The following is an 18,216-nucleotide window of genomic DNA, read 5'->3' as shown; positions in this document are numbered from 1 at the left end:
TGCCATGGTGACCGCGCCATGACGCGGTCAGCGGGCGGGGCGGATACGGCCACGCCGGTCCGTTCCGCCCGGCCCGCCGGCCGGGCCCCGCCCGCCCGGCACCCGCGCCGCGTCCGCCGCGGAGGTGCCATGGGTCCAGCCCTCGGCGTCCGTCGCCCCGCGCACGCGCGTGGCCACCGTCTCCGGGAACATCCGGTCCGTACGGTCGGCCACCGCCACCTCGCGGGCGGCGAGTACGGGCAGCAGCCCGCCAACGCCCTTGTCCGGCCGGTCAGCTCGTTCTTCGGTCAACCCCTCCGCCGTCGCCCTCTCCGTCACCTGTTCCGTGGCCAGGGCGAGGCGTTCGCCGATGCGGTGGGCGTACGCCAGCAGGAACGACTGCCGGAATGTCTTCGTCCGCTTGCGTCCGGCCGCGCGCTGGGCGGCCTCCGCACGGGTCATCGCGGCCGTGCCCTGAACCAGCAGTGAGGTATGGAGCAGTTCGACCGCCTCCAGGTCCGGCTCGAAGCCGACGACCGTCGAGAAGCCGTACGCGCTGTTCCAGACGGCGCGGCAGCGGTTCGCCGAGGCCACGGCGTCGAGCAGGATCGCCTTCGCCGTCTCGTACGGAGCGTCCACCCCGATCCGGCAGGCGCCGGGCACATCGCCCCGGTGGGTACGGTCGGCGAGCAGCGCCTCGTCGATGCTGTGCCGCGCCATCAGCTCCTGCGCCTTGGCGGTGAGCGCCTCCGCCTCCTGCGGGTATCCGGTCGCCTCCGCCTTGGCGAGCAGGGCGCGGATCCGGGTGAGCATGCGCGGCTCGCCGTCCGCGGGGGCGGTCAGATGGAGGGGCGTACCGGGCACGGGACCGACCGGTTCGATCGCGGGCAGCCGGACGAGCAGCAGATACAACTCCAGTACGGCGGTGGCGTACGAGAAGCGGTCGGCCCGGTAGGGGCGCGCTTCCCGCTCCTCGTCGAGTTCCGTGAGCTGGGCGGCCCAGCGCGGCGGCAGCCGCTCGTAGCGCCGTACCTCCGCCGCCGTCAGCTCGGCGAGGATCCGCAGGTGCGGGCCGTCGAGGTCGCGGCGTACGAGGCGCCCGACATCGGCGGGCTGCCAGCCACGCTCCCAGGCCAGCCGTACGAACCGCTCGCCGCGCCGCCGCAGTTCCGCGTCCGCCGCCGGATCCGCGGCGAGGAGGGAGGCGCCGGTGTCGATGCCGTCGGCGCCACCACCGTCCACGGACCGTGCGGAGAGTACGGCCGCGAGGGCGCGCTCGACCGTGCGGGCCGCCGCGCCGGCGGTGTCCTTGTCGCTCATGCCGCGGCCTCGGTGTGTTCCATGATCATGCGGGGTGCCTCCTCGGAACTGCTCCTTGCCGCGTTCCGATGGTCGCAGGTCCCTGTCCGTACCCCTTGCCCGACCCTTGTCCACAGGCTGTGGATATCTCATCGCCGTTTCGTACGCCGCACTACCGTGGACGCCTTCGACCGATGACAGGGAGGGCATCCATGGGCGAGAACAAGCGGCGCATGCTGGCCGGGGAGTGGTACGTCCCCGACGACGAGGAACTGGGCGCGGACACCGAACGGCGCTTCGCGCTCTGCGCGGCGTACAACGCGAACGGCGGCGCCGCGCCGGCCGATCGCACCGGGATCCTCACGGAACTGCTCGGTTCGGTGGGGGAGGATGTCCGCATCCGGCCGCCCTTCCAGTGCGACTACGGGACGTACATCAGTATCGGCGCCCGTACGTTCATCAACTTCAACGCGGTCTTCCTCGACGCGGCGCCGATCACCGTCGGATCGGACGTCCAGATAGGGCCGAATGTCCAACTCCTCACCCCGACCCATGAACTCGGCGCGGCACGGCGCCGCGCGGGCTGGGAGAGGGCGTCACCGGTGACGATCGGTGACAACGTCTGGCTGGGCGGCGGGGTGATCGTCTGCCCGGGAGTGACGATCGGCGAGAACACGGTGGTCGGCGCGGGGTCGGTGGTGACGAAGGATCTCCCGGCGGGAGTGCTGGCGGTGGGCAATCCCGCACGGGTGATCCGCGAGTTGGAGGACTGAGCCGGGGGCTACCGCTCCTTCGCGGACGGGCCCGCGGCGGGGGCGGCGCGAGGGGCGCCGGCAGCCGCACGAGTGGCGGGGGCGGCGGGGGCGAACTCGCACCACACCACCTTCCCCCGGGTAGGGCCCGCCTGATCGCCCCAGTCCGCCGCCAGGGCCGTGACCAGCAGCAACCCCCGCCCCTCCGCCGCCTCCGCGTCGACCGACTCGATCCCCGTGGGCCACCTCGGGGGCGTACGGGACGGATCGGCGACCTCGACCCGGAGGCGGCCACCCGTTCGCAGCAGGGTGAGGGAGACCGTGCCACGGGTGCAGCCGCAGAGGCAGATGCCGTGCCGCACCGCGTTGGTGACGAGTTCACTGACCGCCAGCTCGACAGTGGCGATCAGTTCACTGTCCACCCGGCGCAGCGCGAGGACCTCACGGGCGTGACGGCGGGCCTTGGGAGCCGCCTCCGGCCTGTGCGGAAGCGGGATCCTCGCGAGGGGCAGCCAGGGCGGACCCTGGTCGTAGACGTCGTGCACAAGTCCACTGTCAGTGAGCATCGTTACTCTCGGACATCAATAGGTCACCGAAAGCAACCTATGTTGCCCGAGAGGAGTGCCGCCATGCCACATCACCCATACGAGGTCGCACCCGCCGTTTCAGGGCGTGCCGTTTCAGGGCGTGCCGGCTCAGGGCGTGATGACGAGTTTCCCGTTCGCGTGACCGTCCTCGCTCGTCTGCTGCGCCTGTGCCGCTTCCGCGAGCGGGAACGTACCGGCGATCCGCAGCCGCAGCGCCCCCTCCGCCGCCAGACGGGCGTTCTCCGCGAGGCCCGCGCGCTTGCGCTCGGGCGTCGAGCTGCCGGACCCGCCGGACGAGAAGGCGACGCCGAGTTCGGCGGCGGCCGGGTCGGCGATGGTGACGATCCGGTCGGTCGTCCCGCCGCGCAGCTCGATCGAGTCGGGCAGCGCGCCCTTGCCCGCCGTGTCGAAGACCGCGTCCACGCCCTGCGGCGCGACCGAGCGGACGCGTTCGACCAGCCCGTCGCCGTAGGTCACGGGGATGGCGCCCAGCGAGCGCACGTACTCGTGGTTGGCCGGGGACGCCGTGCCGATCACGATCGCTCCACGGGCCGTCGCGAGCTGGGCCGCCATCGACCCGACGGCTCCGGCCGCCCCGTGCAGCAGCAGGGTCTCGCCCTCGCGCAGGGCCAGTTCGTCGAGCACCCGCGCGGCGGTCTCCCCGGCGACCGGGATCGCCGCGGCCTCGGCCCACCCCAGCGAGTCGGGTTTGGGTACGGCCGTCCCGGCCAGGGCGTACTGCGCGTAGGCACCGGTGGTGGACCACCCCAGCACGCCATCGCCGACGGCGACGTCCGTGACCCCGGCGCCGACCTCGTCCACGACCCCGGCGATCTCCAGACCGGGTACGGCGGGCAGCGAGGTGGCGAAGGCCCCTTCCATCCATCCGTGGCGGATCTTGTAGTCCATCGGGTTGACGCCCGCGGCCTTCACGGCCACCCGGATCTCACCGGGGCCCGCGTGCGGCTCGGTGATCTCCTTGACGTGCAGGACGTCCGGGCCGCCGAACTCCTCGAAAACGATCGCTTGCATCTCAGCCTCCATACGGTGCGGACGTGCTGGTTCCGGAATCGATCCTCCCGTCGTCGGGCCCGGCTCGCCCGCCGGACGGATCCCCCGTCGTTGTCAGACCCTCCTGCGAGACTCGGCGGTATGACCGAACGATGGGCTCTCGCCCCGGCGGACGGCGGCGGCGCGCTGCTCGTTCCGCTGGGCGCGGACGGCCGTCCGGCCGGGCCCGTGGCGCGGGAGCCCGATCTTGTCGCGGCGGTCAGGTCCCGGCTGCCTGAGGTCGAGCGCTGGGTGTGGCGCTCCACCGCCGAGGTGTATCCGCGGCTGCTCGCGGCGGGGGTGCGGGTCGAGCGGTGCTATGACATCGAGGCGGCCGAGCTGCTGCTGCTCGGCCATGAGGGGCGGCTCGGGGAGGCCCGGTCGGCCGCGGCTGCCTGGGCCAGGCTGCGGAACGCACCGGTGCCGCCCGACCCGCCGCCCCGGTCGGCGGCGCCCGGGTCGCAGTCCTCGCTGTTCGAGCCGCACGCGGGGGTGGAGGTGCCGTTCGAGGGGCTGCTCGATGTGTACGTGGAGCAGCAGCGACGCCACACGGCCGCCGAGCATCCCGGGCGGATGCGACTGCTCACCGCGTCGGAGTCGGCGGGGATGCTGGTGGCCGCCGAGATGCACCGCGCGGGGCTGCCCTGGCGCGCGGATGTGCACCGTGAGGTGCTGGGGGATCTGCTCGGTGAGCGGTACGCGGGCGGCGGCGAGCCCCGGCGGCTCGCGGAGCTGGCGGACGAGGTGTCGGTGGCGTTCGGACGGCGGGTGCGGCCGGATCTGCCGGCGGATGTGGTGCGGGCCTTCGGGCAGGCCGGGATCAAGGTGAAGTCCACCCGGCGCTGGGAGCTGGCGGAGATCGGCCATCCGGCGGTGGAGCCGCTGATCGAGTACAAGAAGCTGTACCGGATCTGGACGGCGCACGGCTGGAGCTGGCTCCAGGACTGGATACGGGACGGCCGGTTCAGGCCCGAGTATCTGCCGGGCGGTACGGTCTCGGGCCGGTGGACGACCAATGGCGGCGGGGCGCTGCAGATCCCCAAGGTCATCCGGCGGGCGGTCGTCGCCGACGAGGGCTGGCGGCTGGTGGTGGCGGACGCCGACCAGATGGAGCCGCGGGTATTGGCCGCGATCTCCCGGGACCCGGGGCTGATGGAGGTGGCCGGGCACGAGGGCGATCTCTACACTGCGCTCTCCGCCCGTGCGTTCTCGGGGGACCGCGCCCACGCGAAGCTGGCGCTGCTCGGCGCGATCTACGGCCAGACGTCCGGCGACGGACTGAAGAACCTGGCGGCGCTGCGCCGGAGGTTCCCGCTGGCCGTGGCGTATGTGGACGACGCGGCGCGGGCCGGTGAGGAGGGCAGGCTCGTACGGACCTGGCTGGGGCGGACGAGTCCGCGGGCGGCCGGGGCCGAGGAGGATGACGGCGAGGCGGGGATCCCGCAGGAGATATCCCCGGCGCCGGGGACGGACGGGGATGGATCGGCCTCGTCCGGCGGCGAGTTCACCCCGGGCTACGCGTCGTCGAACGGACGGGCGCGCGGTCGCTTCACCCGTAACTTCGTCGTCCAGGGCAGCGCGGCCGAATGGGCCCTGCTGATGCTGGCCGCGCTGCGGCGGGCGACCGCCGGAATGCGGGCGGAGCTGGTCTTCTTCCAGCACGACGAGGTGATCGTGCACTGCCCGGAGGAGGAGGCCGCGGAAGTGGCCGAGGCGATCCGCGCGGCCGGGGAGCTGGCCGGGCGGATCGCCTTCGGGGAGACGCCGGTGCGGTTCACGTTCACGACGGCGACGGTGGAGCGGTACTCCGACGCGAAGTGAGGGCACGGCGCGGGCCGCGGCCTCGGGGGCACGGCGTCTAGGGCGTGTTGCGAAAGTAGCGCCGTCCGCCCGCAGGGCGGGGCCTGCGGCGTCCGGTGCGTGCGATCGCAAGGCGGAGGGTCTCCCCAGTACTGGACGTACTGGGGTGATCCCGACAACGCAGCGAGCGTGCGTGCCGGGCGTCGCGGGCCAGGCGGGACTTTCGCAACACGCCCTAGCGCCGCGTCAGCCACTTCTCGCTGGTCGCGATCGCCGTGAGCTGCTTCATGGTGAGCGCGGGGTTCTCGCGGGTGGCCGGGCTTTTCTGGTCGGCCGCGTTCAAGGCGGAGACGACGACACGGAGCCCGTCGGGCCGGATGGTGTCGGCGGTCCACATCTTGATGCCGTCGATGCCCTTCTCGCCGTCCGTCTTCGAGGTCTTGAGCAGCGTGCCGTCCGGCAGTTCGGTCGCGCCGGGGAACAGTTCGCCCACGACGTCCCCCATGTTGGGCTGCACATTGATCTGGATGTAACTCCGGCCCTTGCCGTCGTCCACCACCAGATACGCGAATCCCTCCTGGCCGCCCTCGCCTCTCACCCGCAGCCCGGCGGGGAGCAGCGAGGAGAGCGTCTTACGGATGTCCGCGCCGTCCGGGTCGGCCGGGGCTTCGGGACCCCCGCCGGCCGGCGGTCGCGAGGCCGGCACGGTGGGCAGTTCGTTCAGCGGACCGCGCCAATCGTCCGAGATGACCAGCGCCTTCAACTCCGCGGGGTTCAGCGGCGGATCGGCGCGGGAGATCTCGGCCCCCTTCTGTGCCGGGGCGTTGTACTCGCTCGCGTCGACCAGGAAGCCGTCGGAGGTGTGCAGGACGGCCCGCCAGTTCTTGGTGTCCTCGCGGCGGTCCGGGTACTCGTAGCCCTGGATGACCATGAGCCGGGCGCCGTCGGCCAGTTCGGATTCGACGCAGTTGTCGTAGGTGGTGAACACCTTGTCGGGGCAGGCCACCCGCTGGTCCGCTTGGGGGCCGTCGGCGCGGGTGAGAGCGACCGAGATCTCGGCGTCGCCCTTCCCGTCGTCGAAGACTCCGCGCACGCTCCGGAAGCCCGGGGTGTCGGACGTGTTCGTCGTCGGGTTCTTCAGCTCTCCGGCGGGAAGCAGCCCGGCGAGAATCGCTACGAGGTCCGCGTCCGTGCTCGGCGCGGGGCCGGTGGGCGTGGGGTCCGGCGCGGCCACGGATGTCTCGTCGGGCCGGCCTTCCCCCTGTCCGCCGCCCAGCAGTCCGCCGCCGTACGCGCCGCCGATCCCCACGGCGGCCAGCGCGAGCGCGCTGCCGGTCACCACCGCGGCGCGCCGCCCGGCCACCCGGCGGCGGCCCCGGGTCAGCCCGGCGTCCACCAGGGCGGCCCGGTCCGTGGGCGCGAATGTCTCGCCGGTGCGGCGCAGCGCCTCGCCGAATCCGTCCTCGAAGGGCTCTTCGAATGGCTTTTCAGAGGGCATGGTCAACCCCACTCCTTGCTCATGTACCGGACAGAATCAGAATCGAGCCCCGTGGGGTGGATGCTCAGCGGTTGGCCAACTCGGCGAATCTGCCGCCCAGTTGATCGCGTAACTTCGCGAGCGCCCGCACCGATCTGGTGCGTACGGCGGCGGAGCTGACATGCATGGCGTCGGCGGTCTCCTCGACGCTGCGGTCCTCCCAGTACCGGAGCACCACCACCGCGCGGTCCTTGGCCGGCAGCCGCCCCAGTGCGTCGAGCAGCGCGATCCGCAGGTCGACGTCGTCGCCGGGGACCTGGGCCGGCTCGGGGATCTCCCCGCAGGGCCGTTCGGTCGCCGAGCGACGCCGCTGATGCGTGAGGAAGGTACGGACGAGGACGGTCTGCGCGTACCCGGCCGGGTTGTCGATCCGGGCGACGCGCCCCCACAGCGCGTACATCCGGCCGAGGGTCTCCTGCACCAGATCCTCGGCGAGATGGGTGTCGCCGCCGGTCAGCAGGGAGGCGGAGCGGAAGAGCTGGTTCGTACGGGCCCCGGCGAACTCCCTGAAGTCATCGACCCGGGAGGTCCGTGTCCGCTCGCCACCGCCCGTACGCCCCGTCCACACCGTGCGTCTCATGGCCCCCAGGTCCCCCGTATCCCCATGGCGCCCGGCTCCCCCGCCCGCCCCCCACTCCACTGACGCGGCGGCCCCGCGGAAATGTTTCACCGGACTTGGGAAAAAACGCGTCCCGGCCGACGAGCGGCGCCGGCCGGAATGCCGGGTGTCACTTGAGGTAGACGATGCCGTCGGTCGTGATGGTGGGACGGCCGCCGGTGCCGACCACGACGATCTTGATCGTGTGCTTGGCGCTGGACGTCCAGGTCTTGGTGAAGATCGCGTCCCGGTACTTGGTGGTGGCCGACTTGAGGTCGACGGTCGCCACCTTCGTTCCGTCGAGGTAGACGTACGCCTGGCCGGAGGTCGACGCCCGGGAGACCACCCATGCCACCGAGCGGCCGGTGAAGGTCCAGCTGAGGGAGGCGTTCTTGGCCGAGCCGGTGAGGGACTTGCCGCCCAGGTAGCTGGTCGACGACTTGGTGGTCCAGGAACCGGTCCTGGCCGCCGAGCTCTCCTGGACGATCACCGGGGTACCGGCCACCGACGCGGCGGCGGTGTTGCCCGCCTGGTCGTACGCGGTCATCGACCAGGTCGTCGCCGCACCGGACTTGGCGGTGTGCGCCGCGCTCGTGGTGGTCGGGCCGTATGTCTTGGCGACCGGCGCGGTCAGCCGGACTTCCTTGAGCGCCGCGCTGTCGGACGCCTTCCAGTTCAGGGTCAGCGGAACGGCGGTGGTGTTGACCAGGCCGGCGCGCAGGGCGAGCGCGGGCTTGGTGGTGAAGGCCGGGGCCGTGGTCTCCGCGACGACGGTCGCCGTGGCGCTGGTGGCGGTCCTACCCGACTGATGGACGGCGCGCACGGCGACCTTGTGGGTGCCGGCCGCGAGCGTCACCTTCGCGGAGGTCGTGGCGCCGGACACGCTCGCGGCCACCTTGCCGTCGACCAGCAGTTCGTTCTTGGTGATCAGCGCCGAGGGCGTGGTCGTCGACCAGTTCAGGGTGACGGCGGCCTTGGTGTAGTACGTCGTTCCCGCGAGGCCCGCGCCGGTGACGGACGTGACGGCCGGGCCGGCGGCGGGCCCCGCGGCCCAGGACCGGATGGTGGCCAGCTTGCCGTAGAAGGCGTCACCGGGGCACTGCGTGTTGTAGCCGTCGCGGTGTCCGTGGATGGCCGGGAAGGAGATCCGCGCGCCCTTGGCCCAGGTCTTGCCGCTGTAGGCGCGTCCGCTGTCACCGGCGGTGAGAGTGGCGGTGCCGGCCGGGTCCACCCCGTACTGGCCCAGCTTCCAGGCGGCGATACGGGCGACCGAGACCATGGCGGCCTGCGACGGCGCGGCGTCGGTGTAGGTGCCGAGGACGGAGATACCGGTCGTCTCGGAGTTGAAGCCATAGGCGTGCGCGCCCTGCACGGGCCGGTCGACGCCGCCCTTGCGGCCCTCGTAGACCGTGCCGCACTTGTCGACCAGGAAGTTGTAGCCGATGTCCTTCCAGCCCAGTTCCTTCACGTGGTACGCGTACACGCCGCGCACCACGGCCGGGGCCTGGGCGCAGGTGTAGGTGTTGCTCTCGGCGGTGTGGTGCACGGTGACCGCCTTGATCCGGCCGTCCGCCAGATAGCCGGGCTCCTCGGGGCTGATCGACTCGTCGGCTCCCCAGCCGGCCCGTGAGGTGATCAGCGGGCGCGGTGCGGTCGACGGCGGCGCGGTGGGGATGCTGACCGTCGGGGTCGGGGTGGGAGTGGACGCCGGGGGTGTCGAGGGCTCTGTGGTGACCGGCGGCTCCGAGGAGGGCGGCGGAGTGATCGAGGGGTCGTCGCTCGGGGTCCCGTTCGGCGTCCCGTCCGGGGCCGGCGGGGTCGAGGGGTCCGTACCGTCCGTGGGAACGGTGCCGGGCCCGTCGGTGGAGGCGGGGGCGTCCGAAGGCCCGCCCGGCGGCGGGACGACGGGATCGTCGGCGGCGAAGCCGGCGGGCGCCATCGCCAGGTCCTTACCGCCGTCACTGCCGCTGTCACCGCCGCTGCCGCTGCCGCTGTCCGTGTCGATCATGGCCAGGCTGAGGCCGGCGGGCAGTCGCGCCGAGGTGTTCCCGCCGCTGGTGACACGTACCTCGACACCGTCGGAGGGCCCCACCCACGCGGGCTCGGTCCCACCGCGCTCGGCAGCGCTCTCGCCCTGGCCGCTGTCACCGTCGAGCACCAGCCAGCGGGACCAGGTGCCGGAGCCCACGGCGCGGGTACGTGCCTCGACCTTGGCGGACACCCGGGCACTCGGGTCGTCCCAGGTGACACCCAGCATGCTGAACCGATCGGTGTCCCGTCGCGGAAGCGTGGCGCCCCGGCCGTCGTCCTGGGGCCGCAGCTCCGCCGCCCGGACGTCCGTACGCACCGGCCCCGAGCGCTCGCCGCCGCCGGACGCGTCCGAGGACCCGGGAAACCCGAGCCCTCCGGACATGCCCTGAAAGGCGAGTACCCCCGAGACACCGACAGCCGTGATACCGGCCGTGATCCAGATCCGACGCGAAGTCACGCCGTCCCTCCCCCTGTTGACGCGGCGCAGAAGAATGCGCGAGCGCGCCATCACACCACATGACGGTACGGGGGGAAAAGTGCGATCTTCACCTCGAACCCACGGTGGACAAACCGGCCCCGCTCCAGCAGTCGCCCCGTTCGCGACCGGGAACCGACCAGCGGGGTCGGTTGAATGGGGGTGGGGGATGCGGTTGAAGCGGTGTGCCCGGCAGTGCGATCCTTCGGGCATGCCGCCGAGGCCCCGGGACGGACGTGGTGGAGCGGGGCGCTCACCACGGGGAGGGGGCGCGGGTGAATCCGTATCGTGTGCTGGCGGCGGTGGCCGCCGACTGGGGCCGGCTCGGCCCCTACTTGCGATCGAGTACGGGAGCCACGACCGGCACGGGTGACGCGGCGGGGGCCGCGAACGGACTGTCGTCCGCGTTGCGTTCGCTGCGGTCCATGGAGCGCCAGGCCCCCGGCCGTACGGCGGCGGCCGGCGAGACCGCGCGCTTCCTCCTCGCCCTGCTGCCTCCCGCCGAGGCCGAACGGCTCGTCGCCGGCCATCCGGACCGCCTCGCCGGGACGCTGGAGGAGGAGACGTACGCCGGATTCAGCGCCGCCGACCTCGCCTTCCTGCTGCTGGACGACAACCCCATGGTCGGCCCGCTGCTCGGCCCCGTACGGGAGCGCCTGCTCTCGTATCCGATGCTGGACGACTGGGCCGCCGAGGCGCACGCGCGCACCCACGGTCTGATCCGGCTGCGCGGCGAGTCCGGTGCGCGGGGCGTGGACCGTATCCCGTCCTTCCAGTTCGGCGACGCCGTCACCCCCTGGCCGGTCGTCGTGGCGGTGAACGGGCTGCTGGACTCCGCGCGCGATCCGTGGGGAGCGGCCGACTGGTGGCTGTCGGCGAACGGCTACCTCGGCGTCGCCCCCGTGGAACTGCTCGGCAGCGGCCGGGACGGCCAGCTCGTCGGTACCGCACGCTACTTGGTGGAGGGGGAGTAACTCCGTGCCGAACAGCCGACCGCCCACCGCGCTCCCGCGCACGCCCACGAAGGTGCCGCTGCCCGCCGGTACGCCGCTCTTCCGGGTCCACGCGTCCAAACGTCCGGGCACCGCGTTCAACCCCGTACCGTCCGACTGCCTCTATGACGGGGGCCGGTTCGACGCGACGCACTGCGACGACTACCCCTTTCTCTACGCCGGGCGTACCGCGCCCGCCGCGGTCTGCGAGTCGCTGCTGCGGTCCGTCCCCTTCGATCCGGGCGGCGGGGTACGGCTGCTGCCGCGCGCCTCCGTACGCGGCAAGCGGCTCTCCTTCCTGCGGCTGACCGCCGACGTGGACGTCGTCTCGCTGGTGTCCGGGGCGGATCTCGCCTCCGTCGCGCAGGACGCGTGGCTGGTCCAGTGCGAGCCCGACGAGTACGCGTACACCCGGCACTGGGGGCACTGGATCAGGGGCGGGACCGCCCCCTGGGCCCAGGGGTTCGTCTGGCCGTCGAAGCGCGAGCCCGCCGCGCACGCGCTGATCCTCTTCCAGGACCGTTGCCTGGACCGGGGGCTCACGGAGATCGTCGAGGAGACCGACGAGCCGCCCATCGACTTCGCGACGCCCGAGGGCGAACGCTGGCTCAACTCCGTACTCGCGCCGTATCTCGCACAGATCGCGCCGATCACACAGATCGCACAGATCGCACCATAGGAGCACCTTCGTGTCCGAGGACGAGCTGCCCGACGTCTCCCAACTGTCCGACGAAGAACTACGGGCGTCCCGGGACGAGTTGCTGGCGATGCTGGACCGGACACCGGACGACGATCCCGAACGCCCGTACATGTGGGCGTGGGCCGGGGAGTGGAGTTTCCAGCTGCATCTGCGGCAGGGCCGGGACGACGACCTGAGCCGCGCCACCGACGCGCTGCCGCGCGCGTTCGCGGCGCGGGACGAGGACGACGAGGAGATCTGGTACGCCTGGCGGGTGCTGCACGGCCAGGTGCTGCTGTACCAGTACGGCCAGGAGCCGGCCCCCGCCCTTCTCGACCAGGCGGAGGAGCGGCTGACCGCCGGCCTCGCGGGGCTGCCCGACAGCTCACCGTTCGCCGCGGGGAACGTGCCACTGGCCCGCCTCCTGCTGGCCCGTATCTCCACCGCCCGGTACAGCGGCGCCCCGGCGGACGACCCCGGCCGCGCGGACCTCCTCGCCTCGGCCGTGGGCCGGCAGCGGGACGCGCTGGGCGACCACGCCGCCGGTTCCGAGGAGGCCACCGAGCTGTACGCGTGTCTGGGCGAGCTCACCCTCGAACAGGGCGACTTCAGCGCCTCGGTGGAGCACTTCCGGGCCGCCCTCACCGGGGCGGCACCCGGCTCCGACGTCCCACTGCTCCGGTACGGACTCGCGACCGGGCTGCTGGCGAGCGGCCGGGCCGCCGGCGACCGTGAGCTACTGCGGGAGGCCCGGAACGAATTCGTCCGCGCGCTCGCCGAAGCCCGCGAGCGGCGACAGCCACAGCCGCGGCCACAGTCACAGCAAGCGGAAGAGCAAGAGCAACAGGGACAGGGACAGGGACACGGGCAGGGCGCGACCGGCGCGCAAGAGCCCTGGTGGGCCTGGCAGGCACGGGCCAGAAGCGTCTTCGTCCGCGCCTGTCTGCACTTCAACTGGCACGAGCGGGAACAACTGGCCCCCGCCGTCGCCGAACTGCACGCCCTGCTCGCCGAACCGGGCGCCGAGGACGGCCTCTCGCCGGTCTTCGCTGACATGTTCGGCCGGCTGCTCTACGACCACGCCGCCGCACAGGACGACGACTCCGCACGCGAGCTGGCCATCCCCCTGCTCAGGCGGGCCGTACGGGAGTGGCTGCCCGCACGCGACGGTGACCCGGTGCCCGGCGCGATGCTCCTCGCCTCCATCCAGTTGACGCGCTACCTGGTCGACGAGGACCCGGCCCGGCTGTCGGACATCGAGGACTGCGCGCGGCGCGTGCTCGCGATCGAGGACGCCCACCCGGAGCTGCGGCGTCACGCGAAGATGCTGCTCGCCCTGGCACGGTTCCACACGGCGGCGCCGGCACCGTTCGGGCGGGTGGAGGACGACCCCGACGGGGTGCTCGAAGAGGGCCGGAAAGCGGTCGAGGAGTTCATGGAGGACTTCACCCACGGCCGGAGCTTCCTCGACTTCGGCGATTTCGACAGCGACACGTACGGCGCCACGTTCCATGACGTGGCGAGCACCGACCGGCTCACCCACACGTTCGATCACCTCTATGAGAAGTGGCGCGCCCTGGATCCGGAGAGTGAGGAGTACGGGATCGCCGCCGGCCATCTCCTCAACATGGCGCCGATGCTCGACCCGCACGGCGACCGCATCGGCGAGGAGCGGAAGACCGCCCTCTTCGAGGCCGCCAGAGCGAGCAGACCGGAGAACGCCACCTGGCAGAGCAGGGTGCACGGGGTCGCCGGCTACGTCGGGCTCCAGGACGAGCTGGCCGGCGCGGGCACGGGACTGGACGAGGTCATCGCCGAGTTCGACCAGGCCAGGACCACATTGGGCGGGTCCGAGGGGGGCGCGTCCGGCGGGCCGGGCGCCGGGACCGTACCGGAGTCGGGCGACACCGAGCGCGATCACCTCGACGGTGTCAGCCTTCTGCGGTTGTTCGCCACGAACCAGCGCGGCCAACTGCGCGGCGCCATGGACGACCTGGACGCCGCGGAGGACGCCTGGCAGCGGCTGAAGGACAGCCCCACCTTCACCCCGTACATGCGCCGGCTCCTGGAAGGCCAGCAGGCGGGTCTCCAGGCGCACCGGGCCGCTCTCAGCGGCGATCTGGCCGGCGTCGACCGGGGCCGCGCGAAGCTGGCGGCGCTCTACGCGGAGCTGGACCCCGAGGACCCCTCGCGCGTCGAGGTGTGGACGATGCTGGTGAACGTCCACTCGGAGCGCGACCATCTCGCGGACAGGCTCGGCTCACCACCGCTCCCGCCGCCGTCCGGTCAGCCGAGTACGGCCGAGCTGCGGCGGCTGGCGGCCAGGCTGCCGCGTGACCACCGCGCCTGGGTGCTCGGCGACAACGGCATCGCGCGCAACGTGCGCGCGGGCGCGCGGAGTGACGCGCGGGGCGTACGGGAGTCCCTCACGCTGGTGGAAGAGGCGCTCGCGCTCGTCGACGAGGGCAGCGACGACTGGCTGCGGTACGCGAGCATCATCGGCCTCTCCCTCTGCGCGGTCGCCGCCGAGGGGCGCGACCCCCGTGAGCTCGACACCGGTATCGACTGGCTGGAGCGCGCCACACACCGGACCGGCGGACCGGAGCACCGGCTGTACGGGGCGATGGGGCTCAACCTCGGCCGCGCGTACCGGCTGCGCGCCGCCCCCGGCCGGGACGAACGGCGCACCGGCCGCCGCACCGGACTCAAGGCGCTGCGCGGCTGGACCTGGGCCGCGCTGCTCCAGTCCGGCACCTCGCATGCCGCAGAGGTCGCCGCGAACGCCACACAGGCGGCCCTCGAAGTGGCCTCGTGGTGTCTGGAGGACAACGCCCCCGACGAGGCGGTCCAGGCACTGGACTCCTGTCGCGGGCTGGTTCTGCACACCGCGATCACGTCGAGATCCGTCCCCGAGCGACTGGCCGCCGCCGGGCGCCAGGACCTGGCCGACGAGTGGCGGGCGGCGGGCGGCACGGACGCGGTACCGGGGGCGGGCAACGGTCCGCTGCCGGGGGTGGACACCGGCCCGCCGGCCGACGCGGCGCAGGCCGTCCCCAGCGAGCTGCGCCGGCGCGTCCTGGCCGTACTGACCGGACCCGACGGGACGGGACAGCCGCGTGACCTGCTCCTCGAACCGCCGGAGCCCGCCCGGATCGGCGCGGCGCTCACCGCCGTGGGCGCCGACTATCTGGTCTATCTCGTCCCCGGCTACGAGACCGGCCCCGGCGCGGCCGTCGTCGTCACCGCGGCCGGGCGGGTGGGCTCGCTCCCGCTGCCCCTGCTCCGCGAGGACGCGGGGCCCGTGCGCGCCTACGACGCGGCGCCCCCGGCCACCCGTGACATGGGCCCGGTGCCGGGCAGCGGCGCCCCGTACGCGACGGCCGCGTCGACCCCGCGCAAGCGGCTCGACCGGCTGTGCGGCTGGGCGTGGTACGCCGCGATGAAGCCGCTCCTGGAGGGGCTCGGGGTGGGCGAGGCGCCCGGCGAACCCCCGCCCACCTTCGTCCTCGTCCCGATGGGCGTGCTGGGTGTGGTCCCCTGGCACGCCGCCTGGGAATCCCTCGCGGCGGGCGGCCGGCGGTACGCCGTCGAGGCGGCCGGGATCTCGTACGCCGCCTCCGCGCGGCTGTTCTGCGAGGTCGCGGAGCGGCCCGCGGTCCCGCACCAGGGCGCCGCCCTGATCGTCGGCGACCCGACCGGGGACCTGCGGTACGCGGGCGAGGAGGCCGACGCGGTACGCCACGCCTTCTACCCGGCCGGGCGCTCCCTCGGGCGCGGCCCGGCCGGCCCCGACGAGGTCACCGCCTGGCTGCGCGACCCCGCGAACACCGGCGGCGTACTCCATCTGGCCTGCCACGGAACGGTCGCGGCGAACCGGCGGCACAGCGCGTATCTCTCCTTGTACGGCGGCGAGCTGGCCGCCGAGGAACTGACCGAGGCCGCCGCGGGCGCCGGGCGCGGCGAGCTGGAACTCGTCGTGCTGGCGGCCTGCCGCAGCCATGTCTCGGGACGTGGCCACAACGAGGCCTACAGCCTGGCCACGGCCTTCCTCGTGGCCGGGGCCAGGTCGGTCGTGGGCTCGCTCTGGCCGGTGCCGGACGACGCGACCTCACTGCTCATGTTCATGACCCACCACTATCTGCGCGATGAGCGCCTGTCCCCCGGTGCCGCCCTGCGCCGCGCCCAGCTGTGGATGCTCGACCCCGCGCGCGTACTCCCGCCCGCCATGCCCGGAACGCTGGCGCTGCGCGCCGGGGCCCTCAGCCCGGACGACCTCACCGCGTGGGCCGGCTTCACACACCTCGGGCGCTGACCCCCCGGCATCGGACAGGCGTCACTCCGGCACCACCGTCCGCAGGGGGATCGTGAGGGCGTACCACTGGCCGGGCGCCCTCCCGCCGCCAGGACCCGGGCCCGCGTCACGGCCCGCGTGCGGAGGGCGGGTGAAACGCAGGACATGGTCCTCCTCCGGGTCGCGGGCGGCCGGGGGCGCGTCCGCGCTCCACGGCCCGAGCTGGAACGGAACGGTGCCGAACTCGCCCTCGGCCACGATGAGTTTGAGCCAGTCGCGGGCATACGCGCCGGGCTCGGCCTTGCGCGACGCCGGCAGCGAGAGGTGTACGGGAGCGTTGCCGAGGGCGTAACCGGTGCGCCCCGGGCCGATGAAGTCGCCGGGAAAGAGGGCCGAATGGCCGGCGTAGCTGTCGGTGAGGTCGAGGAGCACGCACCAGAGCGTGCGGTCGTGGGAGCGGTTGTGTATCCGTACGGAGAGCAGCGGCTCGCGCCCGTTGTCGAACGCGCAGCGGATCTCGCCGTGGCCGTCCGGCAGAATCCGCTCGCCGTTCCAGACGGACACGTCGACATCCACCAGCGAGGCGAGGGACGACGCCGGGTTGGCGAGATCCAGCAGCTGGTGCCAGCGGGTGAGATGGACCAGGCAGTCCGGCACACGGTGGACGGGGAGCGGAGCGGTCGCCTCGGTCCCGTCCCTGCGCAGGACACGGGCCCGTCCGTCGTCCCGGACGACGACCTTGAAGACCTGGCCGGAACCCGGACCTGAGCCACCGTCCGCGAGGCGCAGAAGCGGTGCCGCGTCGATGGCGTCGAGGAGCGTACGGTCGCCGCCGTCCACCACCACCGTGGTCGGCGGCAGGGCAAGCGCGGACACCGCGACGGGATAGATCCGCGCCGGATCCGGGGTCCAGCCCACCGGGGTGACCAGCGCGCGCAGCGGCTCGACGGCCCGTACGTGTACGACGTCCCCCTCGCGATCCGCGCCGACGACGCTGAACTCCGTACCGCCGCGCTCCCTACCGCTGGACTCCGTACCGCCGAACTCCGTACCCCGCCCACCCGGCGTACCTTCAGGACCCCTCGACAGCCCATGCGTGCTCCCGCAGTCGACCTGCCAGCCGTCCGGGCCGTGCAGCAGCAGATGCGGGCTGAGCGGGCGGTCCGCCGCGCCCCCGAGGACCGCCCCGTCGGCGATGCCCCCGGGCTCCGCCGGGTACAGCACCGGGTTCTGGTGCTCGGTCGCGGACCGCACCCGGGAACCGGCCGCGGCCAGCACCTGCCGGTAGGTCGCGCCGGGCCCCATGTCGCGCAGTGCGCCGAGCAGGGCGCGGGTGAACAGCCCATGCCGATCCGTGCCGTGCCCGTCCTCGAACGACCGCTCGTTGACGCGGCACGCCGCCAGCAGCACATGCCGCGCCCCTTCGGCGGGGGCCGGGACATCGCGGGCCCGGGGGCCGCTCGACCGGGGGCCGCTAGCCCGCGGGCCGGCCGCCCCTGGTCCGGGGTCCCCGTACGCGGGCCATGACGGGTCGTGCGGCAGCGAGCGCTTGACGAGGTCGTCGCCCAGCCGGGTGGCGCCACCGGAGAAGCACGAGTCGAGGACGGCGGCGGTGTGCGCGCCCGTCGAGGCGACACCGTCGAGGAGCGCGCCGAGATCCTTGTCGATCAGGATGCCGTCGGCGCAGACCAGGGCCTGGCAGAAGCCGGTCGGCTCGATATACAGATGGGCGCGTTCGATGGCGGCGAACTGGGTGCCGTGGCCCGCGTACCAGAACAGCGCGGTGTCCCCGGGGCCCGCCTGGCCCAGATGCGTACGGAGGGCGTCGGTGACGGCGGCCACCGTCGCCTCGCCGTCGGTCAGTTCGAGGATCCGGGGCGGCGGGCCGTCGAGCCGCCCCTCCAGCCAGCCCCGCGCGGCCCGGATGTCATTGACGCAGCCGGTCAGCGAAGCCGGCGCCCCGGGCGCCCCCGGCGGGCCGTCGGCCGGCCGCAAGGCCGCGTAGTCATTGATCCCCACCAGAAGTACGAACACGGTCCCCATGGGAGAAGTCTGTCAGGGCACGGACGGGGGTGGCGCGCCCACGCCGGTCGTGAACTGGGCGCTTCACGGGCGTACTTCGGTTATCCGCTGTCGCGGCAGCCAG

The 18,216-nt window shown here is 73.1% G+C and carries 12 protein-coding genes; 5 read left to right on the top strand and 7 right to left on the bottom strand.

Annotation, left to right across the window (positions count from 1 at the left end; all coding sequences use genetic code 11):
• Nucleotides 1-27: 27 nt before the first annotated feature.
• Entirely contained in the window at nucleotides 28-1,299 is a 1,272-nt protein-coding gene (locus AB0M67_RS29580; RefSeq protein ID WP_365750387.1) for a DUF2786 domain-containing protein, read from the bottom strand.
• Nucleotides 1,300-1,490: 191 nt separating this feature from the next.
• Between AB0M67_RS29580 and AB0M67_RS29575 the strand changes: the two genes are divergently transcribed.
• Nucleotides 1,491-2,051: a sugar O-acetyltransferase gene (locus AB0M67_RS29575; protein WP_365750385.1), complete on the top strand. Its 561-nt coding sequence runs from the start codon at nucleotides 1,491-1,493 to the stop codon at nucleotides 2,049-2,051.
• Nucleotides 2,052-2,059: 8 nt separating this feature from the next.
• On the opposite strand, the gene AB0M67_RS29570 is transcribed toward AB0M67_RS29575, so the two are convergent.
• Together AB0M67_RS29570 and AB0M67_RS29565 are read right to left on the bottom strand one after the other, a co-directional pair.
• Complete coding sequence (locus tag AB0M67_RS29570) at nucleotides 2,060-2,596, bottom strand: ATP-binding protein (protein ID WP_365750383.1); 537 nt, start codon at nucleotides 2,594-2,596, stop codon at nucleotides 2,060-2,062.
• 129 nt (nucleotides 2,597-2,725) lie between these two features.
• Nucleotides 2,726-3,649, bottom strand: a complete 924-nt coding sequence (locus AB0M67_RS29565) for an NADP-dependent oxidoreductase (RefSeq protein WP_365750381.1) — start codon at nucleotides 3,647-3,649, stop codon at nucleotides 2,726-2,728.
• A gap of 120 nt (nucleotides 3,650-3,769) precedes the next feature.
• On the opposite strand from AB0M67_RS29565, the gene AB0M67_RS29560 reads away from it, so the two are divergent.
• On the top strand, nucleotides 3,770-5,488 hold the full coding sequence (locus AB0M67_RS29560; RefSeq protein ID WP_365750379.1) for a bifunctional 3'-5' exonuclease/DNA polymerase: 1,719 nt from the start codon (nucleotides 3,770-3,772) through the stop codon (nucleotides 5,486-5,488).
• A 214-nt stretch (nucleotides 5,489-5,702) separates the two neighbouring features.
• Here the strand turns inward: AB0M67_RS29560 and AB0M67_RS29555 are convergent, their stop codons facing one another.
• The 3 genes from AB0M67_RS29555 to AB0M67_RS29545 form a co-directional block, all read right to left on the bottom strand.
• Nucleotides 5,703-6,965, bottom strand: a complete 1,263-nt coding sequence (locus tag AB0M67_RS29555; protein WP_365750377.1) for a hypothetical protein — start codon at nucleotides 6,963-6,965, stop codon at nucleotides 5,703-5,705.
• Nucleotides 6,966-7,029: 64 nt separating this feature from the next.
• On the bottom strand, nucleotides 7,030-7,584 hold the full coding sequence (locus AB0M67_RS29550) for a SigE family RNA polymerase sigma factor (RefSeq protein WP_365750376.1): 555 nt from the start codon (nucleotides 7,582-7,584) through the stop codon (nucleotides 7,030-7,032).
• Nucleotides 7,585-7,732: 148 nt separating this feature from the next.
• Nucleotides 7,733-10,015 carry an N-acetylmuramoyl-L-alanine amidase gene (locus AB0M67_RS29545; RefSeq protein WP_365750515.1) on the bottom strand — a complete coding sequence of 761 codons (2,283 nt, stop codon included), beginning with the start codon at nucleotides 10,013-10,015 and terminating at the stop codon, nucleotides 7,733-7,735.
• A gap of 368 nt (nucleotides 10,016-10,383) precedes the next feature.
• Here AB0M67_RS29545 and AB0M67_RS29540 point away from each other — a divergent pair, with 368 nt between their 5' ends.
• The 3 genes from AB0M67_RS29540 to AB0M67_RS29530 are packed head-to-tail and all read left to right on the top strand — an operon-like array spanning nucleotide 10,384 to nucleotide 16,091.
• The gene (locus tag AB0M67_RS29540) at nucleotides 10,384-11,082 is read left to right on the top strand and encodes a hypothetical protein (protein WP_365750374.1); all 699 of its coding nucleotides are present in this window, start codon (nucleotides 10,384-10,386) and stop codon (nucleotides 11,080-11,082) included.
• Nucleotides 11,083-11,086: 4 nt separating this feature from the next.
• A complete protein-coding gene (locus AB0M67_RS29535; RefSeq protein WP_365750372.1) occupies nucleotides 11,087-11,779 on the top strand; it encodes an RES family NAD+ phosphorylase in 693 nt (230 codons plus the stop codon).
• Between the two features lie 10 nt (nucleotides 11,780-11,789).
• Nucleotides 11,790-16,091 carry a CHAT domain-containing protein gene (locus AB0M67_RS29530; RefSeq protein ID WP_365750370.1) on the top strand — a complete coding sequence of 1,434 codons (4,302 nt, stop codon included), beginning with the start codon at nucleotides 11,790-11,792 and terminating at the stop codon, nucleotides 16,089-16,091.
• A 21-nt stretch (nucleotides 16,092-16,112) separates the two neighbouring features.
• Here AB0M67_RS29530 and AB0M67_RS29525 read toward each other — a convergent pair whose 3' ends face one another.
• Nucleotides 16,113-18,113, bottom strand: coding sequence for a caspase family protein (locus tag AB0M67_RS29525; RefSeq protein WP_365750368.1), 2,001 nt, complete (start codon nucleotides 18,111-18,113; stop codon nucleotides 16,113-16,115).
• Nucleotides 18,114-18,216 lie beyond the last annotated feature (103 nt).

Source organism: Streptomyces sp. NPDC051662 (assembly GCF_040681655.1).
Taxonomy (GTDB): Bacteria; Actinomycetota; Actinomycetes; order Streptomycetales; family Streptomycetaceae; genus Streptomyces.
Note: the sequence above shows the minus strand (reverse complement) of the source record. Positions and strands in the feature narration are given on the sequence as shown.

Coding starts and splice junctions, on each gene's coding strand:
- AB0M67_RS29580 (WP_365750387.1), bottom strand. CDS start 1,299: ATGAGCGACAAGGACACCGCCGGCGCGGCGGCCCGCACGGTCGAGCGC.
- AB0M67_RS29575 (WP_365750385.1), top strand. CDS start 1,491: ATGGGCGAGAACAAGCGGCGCATGCTGGCCGGGGAGTGGTACGTCCCC.
- AB0M67_RS29570 (WP_365750383.1), bottom strand. CDS start 2,596: ATGCTCACTGACAGTGGACTTGTGCACGACGTCTACGACCAGGGTCCG.
- AB0M67_RS29565 (WP_365750381.1), bottom strand. CDS start 3,649: ATGCAAGCGATCGTTTTCGAGGAGTTCGGCGGCCCGGACGTCCTGCAC.
- AB0M67_RS29560 (WP_365750379.1), top strand. CDS start 3,770: ATGACCGAACGATGGGCTCTCGCCCCGGCGGACGGCGGCGGCGCGCTG.
- AB0M67_RS29555 (WP_365750377.1), bottom strand. CDS start 6,965: ATGCCCTCTGAAAAGCCATTCGAAGAGCCCTTCGAGGACGGATTCGGC.
- AB0M67_RS29550 (WP_365750376.1), bottom strand. CDS start 7,584: ATGAGACGCACGGTGTGGACGGGGCGTACGGGCGGTGGCGAGCGGACA.
- AB0M67_RS29545 (WP_365750515.1), bottom strand. CDS start 10,015: ATGTCCGGAGGGCTCGGGTTTCCCGGGTCCTCGGACGCGTCCGGCGGC.
- AB0M67_RS29525 (WP_365750368.1), bottom strand. CDS start 18,113: ATGGGGACCGTGTTCGTACTTCTGGTGGGGATCAATGACTACGCGGCC.